This window comes from Oceanobacillus polygoni (assembly GCF_008304605.1).
GTDB classification, from domain to species: domain Bacteria; phylum Bacillota; class Bacilli; order Bacillales; family Amphibacillaceae; genus Oceanobacillus; species Oceanobacillus polygoni.
Window position 1 is genome coordinate 1 of the sequence record NZ_PIJY01000001.1, and the last position, 19,149, is coordinate 19,149.

General features: G+C 36.9%; 22 protein-coding genes. 10 read left to right on the top strand and 12 right to left on the bottom strand.

The genetic code is table 11. The features are described from left to right. Positions 1-430: 430 nt before the first annotated feature. On the bottom strand, positions 431-1,306 hold the full coding sequence (locus F1560_RS00005) for a nucleotidyltransferase-like protein (protein WP_149472629.1): 876 nt from the start codon (positions 1,304-1,306) through the stop codon (positions 431-433). Between the two features lie 126 nt (positions 1,307-1,432). On the opposite strand from F1560_RS00005, the gene F1560_RS00010 reads away from it, so the two are divergent. Further along, positions 1,433-1,810 (top strand): YgzB family protein, encoded by a 378-nt coding sequence (locus F1560_RS00010; protein WP_149472630.1) that lies wholly within the window; start codon positions 1,433-1,435, stop codon positions 1,808-1,810. 144 nt (positions 1,811-1,954) lie between these two features. Continuing rightward, positions 1,955-3,688 (top strand): aminodeoxychorismate synthase component I, encoded by a 1,734-nt coding sequence (gene pabB, locus F1560_RS00015; RefSeq protein ID WP_149472631.1) that lies wholly within the window; start codon positions 1,955-1,957, stop codon positions 3,686-3,688. A 157-nt stretch (positions 3,689-3,845) separates the two neighbouring features. Here pabB and perR read toward each other — a convergent pair whose 3' ends face one another. The 5 genes from perR to F1560_RS00040 all read right to left on the bottom strand — a co-directional run bounded on the left by perR (position 3,846) and on the right by F1560_RS00040 (position 6,999). After that, positions 3,846-4,289, bottom strand: a complete 444-nt coding sequence (perR, locus tag F1560_RS00020; RefSeq protein WP_149472632.1) for a peroxide-responsive transcriptional repressor PerR — start codon at positions 4,287-4,289, stop codon at positions 3,846-3,848. 129 nt (positions 4,290-4,418) lie between these two features. Next, entirely contained in the window at positions 4,419-4,976 is a 558-nt protein-coding gene (locus F1560_RS00025) for a cob(I)yrinic acid a,c-diamide adenosyltransferase (RefSeq protein WP_149472633.1), read from the bottom strand. A gap of 2 nt (positions 4,977-4,978) precedes the next feature. Next, positions 4,979-5,926 carry a D-2-hydroxyacid dehydrogenase gene (locus tag F1560_RS00030; RefSeq protein ID WP_149472634.1) on the bottom strand — a complete coding sequence of 316 codons (948 nt, stop codon included), beginning with the start codon at positions 5,924-5,926 and terminating at the stop codon, positions 4,979-4,981. A gap of 110 nt (positions 5,927-6,036) precedes the next feature. Further along, positions 6,037-6,504: a thioredoxin-dependent thiol peroxidase gene (gene bcp / locus F1560_RS00035; RefSeq protein ID WP_149472635.1), complete on the bottom strand. Its 468-nt coding sequence runs from the start codon at positions 6,502-6,504 to the stop codon at positions 6,037-6,039. A gap of 60 nt (positions 6,505-6,564) precedes the next feature. Then, positions 6,565-6,999: an ion channel gene (locus F1560_RS00040; protein ID WP_149472636.1), complete on the bottom strand. Its 435-nt coding sequence runs from the start codon at positions 6,997-6,999 to the stop codon at positions 6,565-6,567. A gap of 201 nt (positions 7,000-7,200) precedes the next feature. Here F1560_RS00040 and F1560_RS00045 point away from each other — a divergent pair, with 201 nt between their 5' ends. Further along, the gene (locus F1560_RS00045; RefSeq protein WP_149472637.1) at positions 7,201-8,496 is read left to right on the top strand and encodes a glutamate-1-semialdehyde 2,1-aminomutase; all 1,296 of its coding nucleotides are present in this window, start codon (positions 7,201-7,203) and stop codon (positions 8,494-8,496) included. Between the two features lie 100 nt (positions 8,497-8,596). Here F1560_RS00045 and F1560_RS00050 read toward each other — a convergent pair whose 3' ends face one another. From F1560_RS00050 to F1560_RS00060, 3 genes are all read right to left on the bottom strand, one after another. Continuing rightward, positions 8,597-10,357, bottom strand: a complete 1,761-nt coding sequence (locus F1560_RS00050; protein WP_149472638.1) for an ABC transporter ATP-binding protein — start codon at positions 10,355-10,357, stop codon at positions 8,597-8,599. A gap of 135 nt (positions 10,358-10,492) precedes the next feature. Further along, complete coding sequence (gene ntdP / locus F1560_RS00055; protein WP_149472639.1) at positions 10,493-11,020, bottom strand: nucleoside tri-diphosphate phosphatase; 528 nt, start codon at positions 11,018-11,020, stop codon at positions 10,493-10,495. A gap of 238 nt (positions 11,021-11,258) precedes the next feature. After that, complete coding sequence (locus F1560_RS00060; protein WP_149472640.1) at positions 11,259-11,435, bottom strand: gamma-type small acid-soluble spore protein; 177 nt, start codon at positions 11,433-11,435, stop codon at positions 11,259-11,261. Between the two features lie 152 nt (positions 11,436-11,587). On the opposite strand from F1560_RS00060, the gene F1560_RS00065 reads away from it, so the two are divergent. Further along, the gene (locus tag F1560_RS00065) at positions 11,588-11,782 is read left to right on the top strand and encodes a hypothetical protein (protein WP_149472641.1); all 195 of its coding nucleotides are present in this window, start codon (positions 11,588-11,590) and stop codon (positions 11,780-11,782) included. A gap of 15 nt (positions 11,783-11,797) precedes the next feature. Here the strand turns inward: F1560_RS00065 and mutY are convergent, their stop codons facing one another. Continuing rightward, a complete protein-coding gene (mutY, locus tag F1560_RS00070; RefSeq protein ID WP_149472642.1) occupies positions 11,798-12,865 on the bottom strand; it encodes an A/G-specific adenine glycosylase in 1,068 nt (355 codons plus the stop codon). A 128-nt stretch (positions 12,866-12,993) separates the two neighbouring features. Between mutY and F1560_RS00075 the strand changes: the two genes are divergently transcribed. Next, on the top strand, positions 12,994-13,980 hold the full coding sequence (locus F1560_RS00075; RefSeq protein WP_149472643.1) for a metal-dependent hydrolase: 987 nt from the start codon (positions 12,994-12,996) through the stop codon (positions 13,978-13,980). Between the two features lie 28 nt (positions 13,981-14,008). Here the strand turns inward: F1560_RS00075 and F1560_RS00080 are convergent, their stop codons facing one another. Beyond that, the gene (locus F1560_RS00080) at positions 14,009-14,344 is read right to left on the bottom strand and encodes a YfhH family protein (RefSeq protein ID WP_149472644.1); all 336 of its coding nucleotides are present in this window, start codon (positions 14,342-14,344) and stop codon (positions 14,009-14,011) included. A 114-nt stretch (positions 14,345-14,458) separates the two neighbouring features. Further along, a complete protein-coding gene (recX, locus tag F1560_RS00085; RefSeq protein ID WP_149472645.1) occupies positions 14,459-15,271 on the bottom strand; it encodes a recombination regulator RecX in 813 nt (270 codons plus the stop codon). 153 nt (positions 15,272-15,424) lie between these two features. Between recX and F1560_RS00090 the strand changes: the two genes are divergently transcribed. The 5 genes from F1560_RS00090 (at position 15,425) to F1560_RS00110 (ending at position 19,148) form a co-directional block, all read left to right on the top strand. Beyond that, positions 15,425-16,318: a TIGR01777 family oxidoreductase gene (locus tag F1560_RS00090; RefSeq protein WP_149472646.1), complete on the top strand. Its 894-nt coding sequence runs from the start codon at positions 15,425-15,427 to the stop codon at positions 16,316-16,318. A gap of 287 nt (positions 16,319-16,605) precedes the next feature. Then, complete coding sequence (locus tag F1560_RS00095; protein ID WP_149472647.1) at positions 16,606-17,163, top strand: GNAT family N-acetyltransferase; 558 nt, start codon at positions 16,606-16,608, stop codon at positions 17,161-17,163. A gap of 54 nt (positions 17,164-17,217) precedes the next feature. After that, complete coding sequence (locus F1560_RS00100) at positions 17,218-17,346, top strand: YfhE family protein (RefSeq protein WP_149472648.1); 129 nt, start codon at positions 17,218-17,220, stop codon at positions 17,344-17,346. A gap of 291 nt (positions 17,347-17,637) precedes the next feature. After that, on the top strand, positions 17,638-18,036 hold the full coding sequence (locus F1560_RS00105; RefSeq protein ID WP_149472761.1) for a GntR family transcriptional regulator: 399 nt from the start codon (positions 17,638-17,640) through the stop codon (positions 18,034-18,036). Continuing rightward, positions 18,033-19,148: a DUF1648 domain-containing protein gene (locus F1560_RS00110; protein ID WP_245347786.1), complete on the top strand. Its 1,116-nt coding sequence runs from the start codon at positions 18,033-18,035 to the stop codon at positions 19,146-19,148. The genes F1560_RS00105 and F1560_RS00110 overlap by 4 nt, the downstream gene beginning before the upstream one ends. Position 19,149 lies beyond the last annotated feature (1 nt).

A 19,149-nucleotide genomic window follows, 5' to 3' on the forward strand; every position in this document is an offset into this window, starting at 1 on the left:
AGGCACGCCGCCAGCGTTCGTCCTGAGCCAAGATCAAACTCTCCATAAAAGTGTTTGTAATACTTAGCTGTTGTAGAAGCTGGCTTCTACTTGTTTTAAAAAGAAAACTTAGTTTCCTTTTTCTTGACATACTGGTTGTTTTGTTCAGTTTTCAAAGAGCAAATTTGTTTGTCGCTTTGTTAAGCGACGACTTTTCTAATATAACATAACTGCCGTCGTTGTGTCAATAGTTAATTTTATATTTTTTGTCGTTAATCTTTAGTGGATTTTTGCGACGGATTTAACTTTATCACGGTTGTTTATTAAAGTCAACGATTATTTTACAAGAATTTATCAGTTGCTTTACATATGCTTAATAATAAGGGCGGAGTATTAGGTTCTACGCTATTTTCCGCCCACATATATACATATGCACTTTACGCCTTGCGTGTTACTTTATCTCATTCACAATATATTTTCTTTGGTATACAGCGTGTCCTTTTGTTTCCTCAAGAACTACGTTTATTATATTTTTTTCAACAAGGTAAGAAAGAATCGCACTTAAGTCAAGTCTATATGGTTGAACCATAGCATGACGTTTGATATCAGCATAAGACCAAGCACTGTCCTTTGTTTTCATAATATCTAATAAATGCTTAGCAGATAGTATTGCTCGATTATGAATAACAAAGTCCATTCCTATAATCATTAGTTCAATTCGTTTATTTACCTCCTCATTACTTTCAATGAAAACTTCATATAATTTATAAACCTCGAAGTCAATTTTCTTTACTTGACTCCAAACAGTTACCTCCGGATAGTAACCTTTTTCTAATACCGCTAGTCTTGCTAAATAATGAAGCGAATAAAGAATTTTACTATGTGCATCATTAAATTCTCCTGTTTCGTAAAGAGATTTAGCTTCACTGTAACTTTTAACTAATTTACCGAAGTCGATCATCTTCCTTAAGTTACGCTTCTCTTTAGGGAAATCACGTAGCTGCTCCTTTAATCGAGCAATGGACTCATTTCTATCAAATACTGGCTTACCAAGAATAATCCATTCAACTGCTCGTCGATAGCCACTTGTATCGATCCATTCCATCAAAACATCCATTCGAACAATATGTAGTGCTGCGGTTTTCCCCTCTATTTCATAATGCTTCACATACCAGGTTTGTTCATATTCATCTACGATAATTAGTAGTATAACGTCGAACTCATCCGTAATAGGACTGTCATGTTGGGTTTTCTCTATTAAAAGTATCCCTAACGTATTGAGATTACTTGCATGTTCTTGATAAATAGGTCTTAGGAAATTTTCCATTCTACGGTTTCCTCCATTTTCGATTACTATTAATAATTATTCGTTACATTTAACTGAAAAACCTTTTTCATAATAATTTTTTTTAATTTTATGCTATACTACAGTTGTAAATTAAGGGGGAAAAACATGGCACAACAATTGGTATACTCAAGTAAAATAAATAAGATTCGCACGTTCGCATTGATTCTAGTTTTTGCAGGCATCCTGTTAATGTACGCAGGTATTCTCACTAAAAATATCGAATGGTTAATGGTTATATTTTTTATATTAGGGTTACTGATGGTTGTTTTCAGTTGTGTTGTCTATGTATGGATAGGAACACTATCCCTTAAGGCAGTTCCTGTTGTTTGCCCAAATTGTGACAAGCCAACCAAGATGTTAGGTCGTGTTGATGCTTGCATGCATTGTAAACAGCCATTGACAATGGATAAGAACCTAGAAGGTGAAGCATTCGATGAAAAATATAATAAACGTAGCTATGCAAAATCACAAAAGAAGCGTTAATTTACTGCACTTCACAAAATCCGTCGAAATCGACGGATTTTTTTACACGGTGACAAAGTATGTTTCCATACATCAAACACAATCAAATTTACCAATTACATAATAAACCAACAATTTAACTATTAACGAAGGGAAAGATATTCAATGGCATCCTTATTGCACTTTGATTTTATAAGTGAGACTGAAAAAAACACTCCCTTGCTTTTTAAAAATCCAATCAAGATCATTTCTACTTCAAACATAGATGAAGTGATTCCTTTATTAAAAGAAGTTGAAGCAGAAACAAACAAAGGCTACTATGCAGCAGGATATCTTTCCTATGAAGCTGCTCCTGCATTTGAAAAAGCTTTTCAAGTTCATTCCAATCCAGTCATGCCGCTTCTCTGGTTCGGTATTTACGAGAAGCCAGAGAAGAAGCAACTTCAATCCGTTCAGGTATTTCACACTTCTGAATGGAAAGCGCAAACGTCTTTATTCGATTATAACAATTGTATCGGGCAAATTAAAAGTTACATTAGACAAGGTATTACGTATCAAGTTAACTATACGATTCGAATGCTGTCCCAGTTTTCCGGCGATTCTATTGCATACTATAATCAATTAGTCAAAGCCCAAGCAGCAAACTACAGTGCTTATTTAGACATTGGGGATTTTACAATTGTTTCTGTTTCACCCGAACTGTTCTTTCACTTAAAAGAAGGTAAACTTACAACCAAGCCGATGAAAGGTACGATTGAAAGGGGAACTACTCCAGAAGAAGATCAATCGAATTCAAATTGGCTGTATCATTCGAAAAAAAACCGCGCTGAAAATGTGATGATTGTCGATTTGCTGCGGAATGATTTAGGAATGATAGCAAAGCCAAATAGTGTGAAGGTACCCAAGTTATATTCAATTGAGGAATACCCAACAGTCTTTCAAATGACTTCCACTGTAACTGCAGAGATTTCAAATGAGAAAACAATTGCTGATGTATTCACCGCATTATTTCCTTGTGGTTCCATTACAGGAGCACCTAAAATAAGTACAATGGATATAATTAACCAGCTTGAACCTACTCCACGGGAAGTGTATTGTGGAACGATCGGTTACATAACTCCTGATAAGGAGGCTATTTTTAATGTACCCATCCGAACGGTCATGATTAATAATCAAAGTAGTGATGCAATGTACGGAATTGGCGGCGGGATTACATGGGATTCAAATGATCAAGATGAATACAAGGAAGCACTAACAAAAGCAAAAGTATTAGATGTCTTGCCGATGCCATTTCAATTATTAGAAACAATTGGTCTTGAAGATGGAACCTATTTTATTTTAGAAAATCACTTAAAACGTTTAGAGAAGAGTGCCTCCTATTTTAACTATCCTGTTGACATAGCATCTGCAAAAGAGAAACTTCAGGATTTTGCAAATACCCATCCTCTTGGAATGTGGAAGGTCCGCCTTCTTTCCAATCGCAATGGAGGAATTGTAATAGAAGGAACAGAAATAGCTGAACTTACGAATTCTATTCCCGTTAAGCTGGCTAATGCCGCGGTAGATAAGGACAATCGCTTTCTGCATCACAAAACAACAAATAGAAGTATATATGAAAAAACCAAGCAGCAACACCCAAACGTTTTTGATGTTCTATTATGGAATCAAGACCATGAAATTACCGAATTCACAACAGGTAATATCGTAGTAGAAATAGATGGTAAATTATATACACCACCATTAAGTTCAGGTTTACTCCCCGGCACGTATAGAGAAGTATTACTTGAAGAGGGAGTTATTTCGGAAAGAAAACTTTTGGTTGAGGAAATCTTCAATATATCTAAAATATGGCTCATTAATAGTGTAAGAAAATGGATACCTGTTCAACTATTAAAATGAATCATAACAAAAGCCAACTGCAAGTCGATCCTTACAGTTGGCTTTTGTCACGTATTAACGACCTTTGTGGTATAAACAGCACATAAATTCCTGATTCTGTTCAACTAAAATTCATTTTGGAAAAAATTCCCCAATGAATGAAGTATCACTTTATCAATTAGTGCTTTTGTGTTAGCATTTCCTGACAACCAGGGCACTTGCCGTATACTTCGAGACGATGATGACTTACTTCAAATCCAGTTACCTGTTCAGCTAGGGATTCTACTTCATCTAATGAAGGATAATGAAAATCAACAATCTTTCCGCACGCTTCGCAAATAATATGATAATGATCAGAAGTATTGCAGTCGAATCTGCTTGATGCATCTCCGTAGGTTAATTCACGAACTAATCCTACTTCTCTAAGTACACGTAGGTTATTATAGACAGTTGCCACACTCATGTTTGGGAATTTCCCTTCCAACGCCTTATAGATATCATCTGCTGTCGGATGAACCATCGTGTTAAGCAAGTACTCTAGAACTGCGTGCCGCTGTGGTGTGATACGGACGCCTGATTCTTTTAATGTATCAATCGCTTCCCGTAATCGCTTTTCAGACACCGCCAAACACCTCACTTTCAAAAATTAATAATATATTCGAATTAACAACATTATTAGATTGTAATCTTTATAATTAGTGTAACTGCTTACCTAGTGTTCTGTCAATATAAGTATATTATACAAGCTGAATTAAATATCTACTTTTAACGGCAACTCATCGCCACCTAGCTTCTTATTTACATATCTAGCCGCAACAAATAGAAAATCAGATAATCGATTTAAATAAGATAATACAAGGTCGTTGTTCAATTCGTCACCAAGTCCAACCACTGTACGTTCTGCACGTCTAACTACCGTTCTTGCAGTATGCAGAGCACTTGAAGTACTGTGGCCAGATGGAAGTATAAAGTTTTTCAGCGGATCCAATTGTTGGTCCCACCTGTCAATCTGAGCCTCCATCTCCTGAATATGCTCCGGCTTTAACTTCCACGTTACTTCCTTATCAGCCGGCGTAGAAAGCTCAGCACCTACATGAAATAGGATTGTCTGTACACGGTGCATCTGCTCGAGGAATGCTTCTTTCTCATCCCATTCTTCCTGATTGAGAAAGCTTAGTGCCAAACCAATGACAGAATTCGCTTCATCACATGTGCCGTATGCTTCTACACGTAAATGATTCTTCGGTACACGCTTGCCATAAACTAATGATGTTTGCCCTTTATCACCGGAACGCGTATAAATTCGCATCATTAATACCCCCTAGACAAATCAATTTTATTCGTATAATCATCCCCACCAGTTAGATAATTATCAAGATTTCTTCTGAAAATCTCTAGTGCTCGCGTTGCATAATGTGGTGAAAGACCTGATATATGAGGGGTGATTGTAATTTTATCTTCTGACCAAAATGGATGGTCTTTCGGTAGCGGCTCTTGTTCTGTTACATCCAATATCGCATGAGCAATTTCATTTTCCTGCACAGCCTGAAGCATTACTTCACTGCTAACCGCATCGCCTCGTCCCATATTTAAAAACACGCCATGATCCGGCATCACGTTGAAATGGTCATACGTAAAAAAGCCTTTTGTCTCTTTTGTTCTTGGTAGAACCGAAACAAGAAAATCTGCTTCAGGCAATACATGCTCAAGCTTATCATTCGTAACATTTTCATCAAAATACGCTACATTTGCTCCACTTCTAGATACACCAATCGTTTTCATTTGAAAGGCTTTCGCGAGCCGAGCAACCTCTTGGCCAATTGCGCCAGTTCCAGCAATAACAATTGTACTTCCAGTTATTTCTTTAACTTTTACCGACTTGTCCCAATGGTGGGCTTGCTCATTTTGGATCAGTATTTTCTCTTGACGATAAACCTGTAATAACATTGATATAGCATATTCAGCCATTTGTATCTTATGAATACCTCTTGCATTTGTTAAAATAATTTCTTTTTCCTTCATTAGCTCAAAAGGCAATTCATCCACACCAGCCGACAGGACCATAATCCATTTAAGCTTAGATGCATGTTGAATAACTTCTTCATTCACATCACTACCATATGTGACAAGAACTTCAGCCTCATCCAGATGTTTCTTCGTCATCTCATCACTATCTGAAAATAAAAACTGTTGATCGGAATAGTCATGTTTTAACTTCTCATGATGCTTGCTTGAAATTTTTGCTGAAAATAAGATCATTACTATAGCCCTCCCCCTAAAACCCTTTCTTCTATAGTAATGGTTTTTAGCAAAACTGAAAACACTAAAGCAAAACAGCCCATATAGGACTGTTTCATTCATGCGTTTGATTATGAATTTTCTCTTATAAATTCTAACGCTTCTTCTACATGACCCTTTACTCTTACTTTTCGAAATTCCTTTTGTAACTTTCCTTCTTTATCAATGATAAACGTAGAACGTTCGATTCCGTAATATTCCTTCCCGAAGTTCTTTTTCAATTTCCACACATCAAACATCTCTGCTAACTTATGATCTTCATCAGCTAACAATAAAAACGGCAAGTCATGTTTATTAATAAACTTCTGATGGCTTTCAACCGGATCTGGACTGACACCAATAATTACCGCATCTAATTCAGCAAAGCTCTCATGCTGATCACGAAAATCACAAGCCTCCGTTGTACATCCAGGTGTCATATCCTTTGGATAAAAATATAATACCACATGCTTCCCTTTAAAATCAGATAGACTTACCTGCTCACCGGATTGACTTGGCAACGTAAAATCTTCTACTTGTTTTCCAATTTCTACTGTCATGTAAAGTTCCCTCCAACTCAAAACATTCTATTGCCACTATATCATATCAAGATAACAGATTCATGTATCCCTGCTTCGATCTCGAGTTTGAAAAATCTTTACGACAAATGAAGCGGGCAGAATATAGCCGATCAACGCTTGTGTTAATGCAATAAATCTACCAACCCCAACAGGTGTAATATCTCCATATCCAACCGAAAGTAATGTAACACCACTAAAATAAACGGAATGGATAATCGAACCTAGAATGCTCACCTGTCTCAATTCTCCATTTTCAACGAGCACAATCCCTTCAATGGATAAAATAAAGTAAATCATTCCATACCCTAACATAATAATGATATAAAGAACGAGCAACGCCATAAATATTTCTGTAGAGAAACGACTTTCCTTCATTTCGAAAGCTACGGCAAAGCTTTTACCACGAAAAAAGTCGAGGAAGCTTTTCATTAGGATTAAGCATATAGCAATCATAATTAGCCAAGGTATAATCATTCAAACCCCTCATTTATAGTTGTTATATGATATATGTATGCTCCATCCTAAAAAAGCTTGTCTTAGAAAATAGAAAACCTTCTTCCTTTCGAAAAGATATTAAATTTGAAGACAAGGAACTTAGCAATCATTATGTATTCTATTTTATATTTGTTATATTAGTTAATGTCAATACGGAGAGATCAAGGGAGGATTTCATAGATGAATTTTACAAAATCAGAAGAGCTTCACCGAGAAGCTTTGGAGCATATTGTTGGGGGAGTCAACTCACCTTCTCGTGCATATAAAGCAGTAGGTGGAGGCTCACCAGTATATATGGAACGTGGACAAGGACCTTATTTTTGGGATGTTGACGGAAATAAGTACATAGATTATTTAGCAGCCTATGGTCCAATTATAACCGGACATGCACATCCACATATTGCGAAAGCTATTGCACACGCTGCAACTACGGGGGTTCTGTACGGTACACCGACAAAATTAGAAAACCAATTTGCGAAAATGCTAAAGGAAGCAATTCCTTCACTCGAAAAGGTTCGCTTCAACAATTCAGGAACGGAAGCAGTGATGACGACAATCCGTGTAGCTCGTGCTTATACAGGAAGAACAAAAATTATTAAATTTGCTGGCTGTTATCACGGACACTTTGATGCGGTATTAGTACAAGCTGGTTCAGGACCATCTACACTTGGAACTCCTGATTCAGCAGGTGTACCTAAATCAACTGCAGCAGATGTGATTACCGTTCCATTTAATGATTTAGAGGCTTATAAAGAAGCACTAAACAAATGGGGTGACGAAATTGCTGCTGTATTAGTTGAACCAATTGTAGGCAACTTTGGTATTGTCGAGCCACATGAAGGTTTTCTGCAAGCAGTTAATGATTTAACACATGAAGCAGGAGCACTTGTTATTTATGATGAAGTGATTACCGCTTTTCGCTTCACGTATGGAAGTGCACAGCAGCTATATGGAGTAGAACCAGACATGACAGCAATGGGTAAAATAATTGGTGGAGGACTTCCAATTGGAGCTTACGGTGGTCGGAAAGACATTATGGAACAAGTCGCACCACTTGGACCTGCATATCAAGCTGGAACAATGGCAGGTAATCCTGCATCGATGGCTTCTGGCATTGCCTGTTTAGAAGTTTTAAAACAAGATGGAGTTTACGAAAAGCTAAATCAACTTGGAGAACTGTTAGAAAATGGAATTTTAGAACAAGCTGAAAAATACGGTATATCAATTACAGTCAATCGTTTACGCGGAGCACTTAGCGTTTATTTTGGTGAAGAAAAAATAACGAACTATGAACAAGCTGAAGCGACAGATGGTGATGCATTTGCGACATTCTTTAAATTAATGCTGAATCAGGGAATTAACCTAGCTCCTTCAAAATACGAAGCATGGTTCCTAACTACAGAGCATAAAGAATCCGATATTGCGCAAACAATTGATGCTGTTGGTCATGCCTTTCGTGTAATGGCAGATAAATAGGAAAAGGAGCCTCTCGAGGCTCCTTTTCTAATATCGTTTATGGACTTTACATCATATAAACAGATTTCATCCTAAACTTGCTCGGTAAAATCAACTTTGGCTAAGCTTCTTTCCCCTCGTCCAAGTTTTGGATTTGATACAACTGATAGTAATCCCCTTGCTTTTCCATTAGCTCATGATGGGATCCTACTTCTGTGATCTCACCATTTTCAATGACAACAATCCGATCTGCATGTGTGATTGTTGCAAGTCGATGCGCAACAATAAAGGTTGTGCGAGCTGCTGCCAATTTTTCCATTGTTTCTTGGATTAAGTGTTCACTCTCCAAGTCCAATGCAGATGTTGCTTCATCAAAAATTAAAATCGGTGGATTTTTCAAAAACACACGCGCAATTGCAACTCGTTGCTTTTGTCCACCAGATAATTTCACGCCACGTTCTCCTACTAAGGTATCATATCCATATGGTAGATTCGCAATAAAATCATGTGCATTCGCAGCCTTAGCGGCAGCAATTACTTCTTCATCCGTTGCGTCTGGATTCCCCATTCGAATATTCATGGCAATGGATTCACTGAAAAGAATATTGTCTTGTAAGACCATACCAATATTGTTCCGGAGTGCTCTCGCTTTCATGTCGCGGATGTCCGTCCCGTCGACTTTTATCGAACCATTGGTAACATCGTAGAATCTTGGAATCAAACTAATTAAGGTAGACTTTCCGCCACCACTCATCCCAACAAAAGCAATCGTTTCCCCTTTTTTCACCTGTAGATTAATGTTTTGCAGCACTTTTTGTTCCGCCTCATCATAATGGAAGGAAACATTTTCAAAATCGACTGAGCCATTAACTCTCCCAGGATCAATTGCGTTTTCTTTATCGACAATATCATACTTTTCATTCATAAATTCAAAAACACGGTCTATCGAAGCGACTGCTTGAACCAATGTCGTTGATGAATTGATTAATCTTCGAAGTGGACTATATACGCGCTCCAAATAGCCAACAAAAGCAACCATTGTCCCCATTGTTACATTCCCTATAATGACTTGATAGCCTGCAAAGGCAATGACTAGAAGTGGAGCAAGGTCGGTAATCGTATTGGTTACTGCGAATGTTTTGGCATTCCACTTCGTATGATCAAGCGCCTTATCAAGAAAATTTCCATTACGTTCTACAAATTGAGTTTGTTCATAATCTTCTAAAGCAAAACTTCTCGTAACAGGTACACCTTGAACACGTTCATGTAAATGCCCTTGAACTTCGGCTAACGCTTGGGATCTATCCCTTGTTAACTTCCTGAGTCTTCCATAAAAGTATTTAATCGCAAAGCCAAAGAACGGAAACAAAATAATAGAAACAATGGTTAAACCGACATCCATTGTTAGCATTATAACGATCGCAATAAGTATCGTTATTAAATCTAACCACACATTCATTAAACCTGTAATTACAAAATTCTTTGTTTGTTCGACATCATTTATTACCCGGGAAATAATTTCGCCGGTTTTTGTCTGAGAATAAAATTTCAAGCTCAGCTTTTGAATATGATCGAAAAGCCTATCTCGAATGTCATATAAAACTTTGTTACCGACCCATTGTGCAAGGTATTGACGAATATATTCAATTGGCGGCCGCAAAAGTAGAAATACACCAAAAGAAATCCCCATTACCCATAGCAATTTACTTATTTTGTCAGCGTCACTCATGTTTTCTGCAATAATGATATCATCAATCACATACTTTAAAATTAATGGCATTAGTAATGGTATACCAAATTTAATAATTCCAATGAGTATCGTCCAAAGGATTTTCCACTTATACGGGGCAACAAACTTCATGTACTGCTTTACACTGCTCATAGTATCATTCCTAATCTCTTTTTCGAAAACTCGGTATTCACCCTAATAACACTTCCTTTTTATCAATAGAAAATCCTTGTTACCTTATTTGTAACAAGGACAAGTCCCTTTATTTTCAATTATATTTATCCTAACTCACCGATAGGTTAAGTATCGTTCATACCAACCATCAATAAAATCTGGTGCAAAGGGACCTTTCCGTTGGCGTACCCATCGTAGTAAATAATCCATATTATTATGAAGAATTCGATCCAGTACAACGGGGTAATTCATCTTTTTTCTATGTTCCTCATACTCATCTTCGTCTAAAAGATCGTATGTCATATCTGGATAAACTTTCACATCCAAATCATAATCGATATATTTCAACGCCTCATCATCATAAACAAATGGAGAACTGATATTGCAATAATAGTGAATACCATCGTTTCTAAGCATACCGATGATATTAAACCAATACTTCGCATGAAAATAACAAATTGCTGGCTCTCTTGTGATCCAAGTGCGACCGTCACTTTCCGTTACTTGTGTTCGATCATTCGCTCCAATTACAACAGTTTCTGTAGCTTTTAATACCATACTGTTCTCCCAAATCCGATGAAGCTGTCCATTATGTTTATAACTCTGTATCTGCATTTTTGAACCCGCTCTCGGAGTAACCATCCTATCTTCCTTTCCCCGCTTTTCCGCCAAATCAGTTATCATTCATTATAATGCTTACCAAACCAAATATAAAGGATTATGAATCCCATATAAAAAGCTAAAGCTTTTTTAAGATGGTGAAGATGGCTTAAGTTTGCGAGTACTGAACAAAAGTATAGCAAGAACATGAATGAAATTAAAGAAGAAGAGCTTCCTCATTATTTATGAGGAAGCTCTTCTTCACTGTCATGCGTCGTATTTACTTCTTTTTTGCTTGTGACTGTTGATTTTGTTGCTTTACTTGCTGAGCATCTGTCTCAGAAGCAAATTCAGTACCGAATTGACCTTGACTTTGACCTTGAGCAGCCTGTTGATTTTGCTGTTTTACTTGCTGAATATTTGTTCCAGCAGCAGTTTTGTTAGGTTTCTTAGCCATCAGTATCACCTCCGCACTGATTAATTTAACCATATAACAAATTGTTATCCATTAAATTTGTAAATTTTTTATGAAAAAAGTACCAACGGATAATAATCTAGATTTGGCGTAATTTATGAATGCATTTCACTTCTTTATTGGAGGGTATGGCAATGCAAACACCTAGAGACTTTACAGAATTATCTATGATAAGCAAAACAAGGTGGCAGGATGAAGAATTACAATATTTCCAACATGCACTTTCGCAAATATTGCCCTATATTAATTCAGAAGGCTTAACAATCTTGCATGAAATTAATAAGGAAATTTATACCAGGGCAGAAAAACAAGACTCCCAATATACATAAGGGAGTCTTTACACTTTATAAATATTTCATCATTTTTTGATGCGAAACAGGGAAAGGATAATTTGTAATAGCTTCTTTATCAACAAATCGTATACGCTCATCGTCTAGTTCTGTCTGGATCGTGTTTGCTTCAAATATCTCCAATTGCCAAATAATATGGGAGAAAACATGCTTCAATTTACCTTTTCGTTCACCGAGCTGAATGCGTACCCCATATTCACTGTAGACCCAATTTTCAAGATGTTCCATTCCTATCTCTTCAATCGGCACCATTGGAAACTGCCAAAGATTTGCTAATAATCCATTTTCTGCGCGCTTTTCAATCACATATTCTTCGTTCTCATTTTTTATTAATAACGCAACATAAGCCATTGGTTTTTGTTTTTTGGCTTTCGTTTTTATCGGTAATTCCTCTTGAATACCTTCAGAAAAAGCACGACAATGCTCTTGTACCGGACAAAACAAGCAAGTTGGAGATTTCGGTGTACAGATTGTGGCACCCAGATCCATGATTGCCTGATTAAAGGAGGAAGGATCTTCTGTTGAAATCACTTGACGAACACAATCCTCGAACAGCTTTTTTGTCCGGGGCACGGCAATATCCGCTTCAATTTTCAATAAACGTGAAAATACACGTATGACATTTCCATCAACGGCTGGCTCAGGCTGATTATAGGCAATGGAAAGGATTGCACCTGTCGTATAAGGACCAACACCTTTTAATGCTCCGAGTTCTTTTGGAGTCGCAGGAACTTTTCCTCCATATTCGGCAACAACCTCACGAACAGCGTTTTGAAGGTTCCTCGCACGGGAATAGTATCCTAAGCCTTCCCATGCTTTCAATACTTCCTGCTGGTCAGCTGCAGCAAGTTCATAAATCGTTGGATATTTCTCCATAAAACGATTAAAATATGGAATAACGGTATCGACCTTCGTTTGTTGTAGCATGATTTCAGAAACCCAAATTTTGTATGGGTCACGTTCTCTGCGCCAAGGAAGGTCTCGTTTACTTTCGCTATACCAATGTAGTAAATCACTTTGAAATTGATCTATGTTGAAATGTTGTAATACATTATTAATCATTATTGCACTTCCTTTATGTTACAATATCTTGAGTAGAATTATTTTAAAGCGTGAGTTCAAAGATGTGTCATTTTTACCGGACTTTTTGAACAATCTTTTAAAGGCTATCCTAAGGAGGACCTTATTATATGGATACTGGCACACATATAGTTATGGGGATTGCACTGGGCGGTTTAGCTACATTAGACCCTGTTGTGCAAAGCGATCCTACACTATTTCATGCAGTATTAGTCGGGACTGTGGTCGGTTCACATGCCCCTGATTTTGATACAGTTTTTAAACTAAAAAATAATGCAACTTATATACGTCATCATCGCGGTGCATCACATTCATTACCCGCAATCATTCTTTGGGGACTATTAGTGTCCAGCGTTATCTATATGTTCGTACCACAGGTTAGCTATTTGCATCTATGGCTATGGACATTTTTGGCTGTGATTATCCATGTATTTGTTGATCTATTCAATGCATATGGGACACAGGCTTTCAGGCCTTTTTCAAATAAATGGATTGCGAAAGGGTTTATTAATACCTTTGACCCTTATATTTTCTTCTTAAATGTTGCTGGTATTTGTGCATGGTCACTTGGAGCTAATCCTGGGTATACATGGATTACCATTTATACAGTGATTGTATTATATTACATTAAACGGTATATGGACAAAAGAGAGATTGTAAAGAAAATCCATGAATACTATCCAGATACGGTAGAAATTGCCACATCTCCAACGATGAAGCAAAATTATTGGCGTGTAGCAATCACGACGAAAGATAAGTTTTATGTAGGTACTGTTGAAAATCGACATATCGAAATTGTGGATGAGTTCTGGAAGGTTCCCTTACCTGACACTCCAATTATCGAAGTAGCGAAAACAGATAAGAATATCGAAGCTTTTCTAAACTTTTCCCCTGTTTATCGGTGGGAAATTAATTACTTCGATTCTTTTACAGAAGTACGCTTCATCGATTTACGTTACCGCTCCAAAACATATTACCCCTTTGTTGCGGTCGTGAAAATTGATGAAAATATGGAAATCATCAGTTCCTATACAGGATGGATTTTCTCCGAACACAAGCTACAAAGTAAACTATATGTCGGTGACCCGACTACGTAAAAACAGCAGGCACGTACCTGCCGTTTTTTTATTTCGTTACCTTTTTACCTAACAATGAAATAGGCAGTGCTTCTATCTGCTCGTACATTTCCTCAAGTAAATTGATTCGATGCCCCCATGCAAATACGCCATTCACATAACTGACTTTAAATGTAAATCCTGGTTCCATTTTTAATTGATATACTTCATTCGCATCAAAGTCTTCTGGATTCATGGTATATGCAAGGGCCACCTGCATTTTCCGTTCATTGATCTGCACCTCTGAAATATTTCCTAATTGCTCTGCCTTCTGTGCCTTTTCTTTTAACATACCAATTTCCCTATGTAGTTGTTCGATCGAATAATCGCTATACCGATAATTCATCTTTCTCTCCCCTTCCCATTCTATCTTACCAATTGTGTGGACGAATGGAAACAAGCAGGTAGCTAAACATATACGGATTGACCCGGTATACTAAATTCCTGCCTATGATTACCGCTAATTCTGTCTTTGTTCATCCAAAAATTGGTTGATTAACTCAAAGGAAAAACCTTTCCGATATAATGCTTCGGTCATCTTTTGCCTTAAGGCAAATCCCTCGTGCTTCGTTTGATATTTGCGCAAGAGCTTTTCGCCTTGAAAAATAAGTGCATCCCATTCCTTCGATTGATCCGTTTCATTTTCCATACTTGCTAGTGCCTTTGTAATCGCATCCTGTGTAAAACCTTTTTGAATAAGGTTAGCTTGCAATTGTTGAACTTTTTTTCGAAACGCCTCTTTTTTTCCAGTATTTAACTTCTTTTGAATATGCTTTACTATTTTCTCAAGTTGGGTATCCAGTGAATAATTTTCTAATGCAAGCTCTGCCTGCTGTGCTAAAACTCCTTTTTCCATCAATTCTTTTTTGATAAGAACAGGGCCTTTTGTTGTCGTATTGATTCGGGATTGAACAAAGAAATGCGCGAATTGCTGATCATCAATTAACTTCTCTTCAACTAATCTCTTCATAATTTGTTCGATATGTTCTGGATCTACTTCTTTTTTCACTAAGTAATCAATAATCTCCTTTTTAGTACGCATTCGATAGCTTAAAAAGTGAATAACTTGGGTATATGATTTATGAACCGTATCGTTTTCAACAAGTGTAGCAATCATTTCGTCATCCAGTTCCATACCTTTACGAAGTCGATATTCGATTAATATCGCTTCATCTACACTAAATCCATATTCTTCACCTTGTTTTGCATCTAAAAAAATATTGAACCGGCTTTTATTTTTCTTTTGAGTTGTTATCCTAGTTATTTTTCGCACGTACTCCACCTCTTTCTTTTATCATAACAGAACAGCATGCAATAAGGGTAAATCATAAAATTTATATCAAGCATTTTTTTCAAACGAAACGCTAAGTTTTACGTTTAGCGTATATACTATACATATAACTTAAATTTGGTTAGGAGCATGGTCATGAACTTTTTAATCAGTGGTGGTACCGGGTTTGTCGGCAAGCATCTTTGTCAATCATTGCAAGTGAAAGGACATCATACGTACATACTTACAAGATCCCCTCTCGATTACATGAACACCAAAGCCACAACTTACATACATTATGATTATCCGATAGAAGAACTGCCACCTATTGAAGGAGTTATCAACCTAGCAGGAGAGTCTCTGCTTGGTTACTGGTCTCAAAAGAAGAAAGAAAAAATGAAGAGCAGTAGATTAGAAACGACAGACGCATTAATACAAGTAATGAAACAGATGAAGATAAAACCGAATGTATTCATTAGTGGTTCTGCAGTCGGCTATTATGGCACTTCTGAAGATCTTATATTTACAGAAGCCACTACATCTCCCGGGAAAGATTTCTTAGCTGAAGTAGTTGTTGAATGGGAGCAAGTCGCTAAGCAAGCAGAAGCTCTTGGAATCCGTACGATTTATACAAGATTTGGCCTTATTCTTGGCAAAGAAGGATCGTTGCCATTCATGAGTCTTCCAGTGAAATTATTTGCTGGAGGAAGGATTGGTAATGGTGAGCAATGGATGTCATGGATCCACATAGAAGATGTTGTTCGATTAATCGATTATTGCCTCTTCAATAGACAGATGGAAGGAGCGGTCAATGTAACCGCACCATACCCATTGCGAAACAAAGATTTCATGCGAACGTTAGCAAGTGTTTTAAAACGGCCATACTGGTTCACAACCCCTTCCCCGCTAATACATGCTGCGATTGGAGAGATGGGGCAATTAATCACGAAAGGGCAATATGTGTTGCCACAAAAAGCATTGGATCAAGGGTTTGAGTTTAAGTACCCAGAATTAGTAAAAGCCTTAGAAGAGCTGACTAATTATAGTTAATTTTTCTGAACAAATATTTAACAAAAAAAGTATTTGCTTTTTAAGAAAAAGGTTGTAAAATAAATTTATCAAAATACGAAAGAGATGAATAGAATCGTATTACAACACTGAATTAAATAGGGAAGGCAAATGGTGCGCCACCAGTTTTGACTGGTTCTAGTGGGTTCGATTCCCACCCCGAATTTTTGTTGAAATCTAAAATAAAAATTCGAGGGTGGGCTACTTACTGGATTTCCTTTTTGGAAAGTCAGCAAGTATACCCGCCTGGAATGAGGAGGGTATTTTTTATGTTGAAAATACGTGATTTGCATGAGGTGCCAGTACTTTTTGAACTGATGTCACATCCAGATGTATTTCCCTATGTTAGACATAAAGCAGAAACAAGTGATGAATTTTATTTCCTTACGAAGATGACAATCGAAGCCGAAGAAAATGGCGAGCTGATTTCTCGAACCATTGTTGATGAATATTTACAGCCAATCGGCACAATCAATCTATTTGATATCGAAGACAATCACGGCTTTTTAGCAACGTGGATCGGTCAGCCCTACTTTGGCAAAGGTTATAATAAACAAGCAAAAGAGCAATTTTTTGATTTACTCTTTTTCACCTACCATATCGAAGGAATCTTTATGAAGGTGAGAAAAACAAATATACGATCGATGAAAGCTGTTTTAAAATTGCCTTATGTTGCTTTAGGTAATCAAATTTATCCTGAAGTTTACAATCGAATCAATCCTGAAGAAGATATATATGATTTATTCGTCATTACGAAAGATCATTATGCGTCTTATCAACAATTCAGAGCTATGGAAACCGAAGTTACAGATGAAGAAGTTTCTTAAGAAAGCATATTTGGGTTCATATTGGGTAACCTAGTATTAAAGTGAGGGATGCAAATGCCAAGATTAAGACCAGGACAAAGTGAAAAGTTCCTATCCAAAACACAGGAAGTTCTTTATCAAAAGGAATTCAAGCATGCAGACCGTATCTACAAACAGTTGTCACAAAGAGGAAACCGAAGCTAATTGCTTTGGTTTTTTCTTTTGTTCTAGCTTAGGAAACTATAAAATTTGAACGCTGTGGATAATTTAGATATCGGAACAGCCTCGTCCACGAGGCGTCCAGCGACTAGCAAGACTTCCATCACCTTTAGCTTCGTACCCAAACAACAATTATCCACCTTTTAGACGATAAGAAACTGTTACAGAGACTTGAATATTGATTCAGTCTCTTTTTTTATTGCACTCTAATGGTTCTATCTGTTATACTACTTATATAACAGATAGAACCATTATTGAAAGGAGTGCTAAATGAATGTGTTTATAAATTTAAATTTAGAGTCTAGCGATCCTATTTACATTCAGCTGCAGCAGCAAATTATTGAAGGTATAGCTAAAAAACAGCTTCTACCTGGAGATGCGTTACCTTCTGTTCGATCATTAGCAGCAGATATTGGCATCAACCTGCATACAGTTAATAAGGCATACCAGCAATTGAAACAAGATGGATTTATTTTGATTCATCGACAAAAAGGTGTCGTTGTTCATCCGGACGGCGTTCCACAGGCTGATGAAGTATATAAACAAGAGTTAAAAGCTAAGCTTCGACCTCTTGTAGCTGATTCCATTTGTCGAGGAATGAGCGAAGCAGAATTTAGTCAATTTAGTAAAGAGCTATTTCAATTATTCAATGAAGAGGAAGGTGAAAAGAATTGAGTGGATTCATGATTATTATATTTCTCCTAATCTTAATTCCAGTATTTATTTCCACCATGTTTATCCCTTTCTGGACGCGTCGAACAGAAAGTTTTGGCGTCACCATTCCAGAGGAGATTTATCAAAGCCTTGCATTAAAGCAAATGAGAAAACGTTATATGCGTATTACCGGGGCAACTGGATTAATTGTGACAGCAATATTTTTATCCATTGGTATTTTAATCACCTTGGATGAGAACATGTTTAGCATTTTATTCAGCATCCTTATTTTTGGGTATCTGATAAGTTCATTTTTGATTTATTTAAAGTTTCACGGTGAAATGAAATCGTTAAAGGAAAAGAAGCAATGGGGTCAAGAGAAATCACAGCAGGTTTTTGTTAGCATCCAATTCCGCTCCCAAAAGCTAAATCATTCAAATTTATGGTTTCTTATTTCTTTTATAGTAACAATCGGGTTAATTGTCCTAACATTACAATCGTATCAACAAATTCCAGATAGAATCCCACTGCAATATAATTTCGCGGGAGAAGTTACCAACTGGGCAGAAAAATCATATCGTTCTGTTCTTATCTTACCAATCATGCAATTATATTTAACACTGCTTTTTGTCTTTATCAATACAATGATTGCGAAAGCAAAACAACAAATTAATGCGGACACACCTGAGGAGTCAATGCGGAAGAACGTGATTTTCAGAAGAAGATGGTCTGCTTATATTATTATTACTGGGATTGCCTTAACCCTTCTATTTTCGCTTATTCAGCTGTCTTATTTCTATCCAATAAATCAGCAGTTGTTAGTGATTGTTCCACTTGCTTTTAGTGTCGCTTTAATAGTAGGTGCTATCATTCTTTCAATTACAACCGGGCAAGGTGGCAGTCGCATTAAAAGTGATTCGAATTCTTCAGCTGACGCAACAATAATGAACCGAGATGATGATACGTATTGGAAACTTGGTATCCTTTATTTCAATCGGGAAGACCCTTCACTTTTTCTTGAAAAACGATTTGGTGTCGGATGGACGATTAATTTTGCACGACCGCTTGCTTGGTTTATTCTCTTAGGCATTATCGGGCTGGCATTTATCATTCCATTTTTATTAGGAACATAAA

Excerpts from the sequence above, each read along its gene's own strand:
- F1560_RS00005 (WP_149472629.1), bottom strand. The coding sequence starts at position 1,306 with ATGGAAAATTTCCTAAGACCTATTTATCAAGAACATGCAAGTAATCTC.
- F1560_RS00010 (WP_149472630.1), top strand. The coding sequence starts at position 1,433 with ATGGCACAACAATTGGTATACTCAAGTAAAATAAATAAGATTCGCACG.
- pabB (WP_149472631.1), top strand. The coding sequence starts at position 1,955 with ATGGCATCCTTATTGCACTTTGATTTTATAAGTGAGACTGAAAAAAAC.
- F1560_RS00025 (WP_149472633.1), bottom strand. The coding sequence starts at position 4,976 with ATGCGAATTTATACGCGTTCCGGTGATAAAGGGCAAACATCATTAGTT.
- F1560_RS00030 (WP_149472634.1), bottom strand. The coding sequence starts at position 5,926 with ATGATCTTATTTTCAGCAAAAATTTCAAGCAAGCATCATGAGAAGTTA.
- bcp (WP_149472635.1), bottom strand. The coding sequence starts at position 6,504 with ATGACAGTAGAAATTGGAAAACAAGTAGAAGATTTTACGTTGCCAAGT.
- F1560_RS00040 (WP_149472636.1), bottom strand. The coding sequence starts at position 6,999 with ATGATTATACCTTGGCTAATTATGATTGCTATATGCTTAATCCTAATG.
- F1560_RS00045 (WP_149472637.1), top strand. The coding sequence starts at position 7,201 with ATGAATTTTACAAAATCAGAAGAGCTTCACCGAGAAGCTTTGGAGCAT.
- F1560_RS00050 (WP_149472638.1), bottom strand. The coding sequence starts at position 10,357 with ATGAGCAGTGTAAAGCAGTACATGAAGTTTGTTGCCCCGTATAAGTGG.
- ntdP (WP_149472639.1), bottom strand. The coding sequence starts at position 11,020 with ATGGTTACTCCGAGAGCGGGTTCAAAAATGCAGATACAGAGTTATAAA.
- F1560_RS00060 (WP_149472640.1), bottom strand. The coding sequence starts at position 11,435 with ATGGCTAAGAAACCTAACAAAACTGCTGCTGGAACAAATATTCAGCAA.
- F1560_RS00065 (WP_149472641.1), top strand. The coding sequence starts at position 11,588 with ATGCAAACACCTAGAGACTTTACAGAATTATCTATGATAAGCAAAACA.
- mutY (WP_149472642.1), bottom strand. The coding sequence starts at position 12,865 with ATGATTAATAATGTATTACAACATTTCAACATAGATCAATTTCAAAGT.
- F1560_RS00075 (WP_149472643.1), top strand. The coding sequence starts at position 12,994 with ATGGATACTGGCACACATATAGTTATGGGGATTGCACTGGGCGGTTTA.
- F1560_RS00080 (WP_149472644.1), bottom strand. The coding sequence starts at position 14,344 with ATGAATTATCGGTATAGCGATTATTCGATCGAACAACTACATAGGGAA.
- F1560_RS00090 (WP_149472646.1), top strand. The coding sequence starts at position 15,425 with ATGAACTTTTTAATCAGTGGTGGTACCGGGTTTGTCGGCAAGCATCTT.
- F1560_RS00095 (WP_149472647.1), top strand. The coding sequence starts at position 16,606 with ATGTTGAAAATACGTGATTTGCATGAGGTGCCAGTACTTTTTGAACTG.
- F1560_RS00100 (WP_149472648.1), top strand. The coding sequence starts at position 17,218 with ATGCCAAGATTAAGACCAGGACAAAGTGAAAAGTTCCTATCCAAAACA.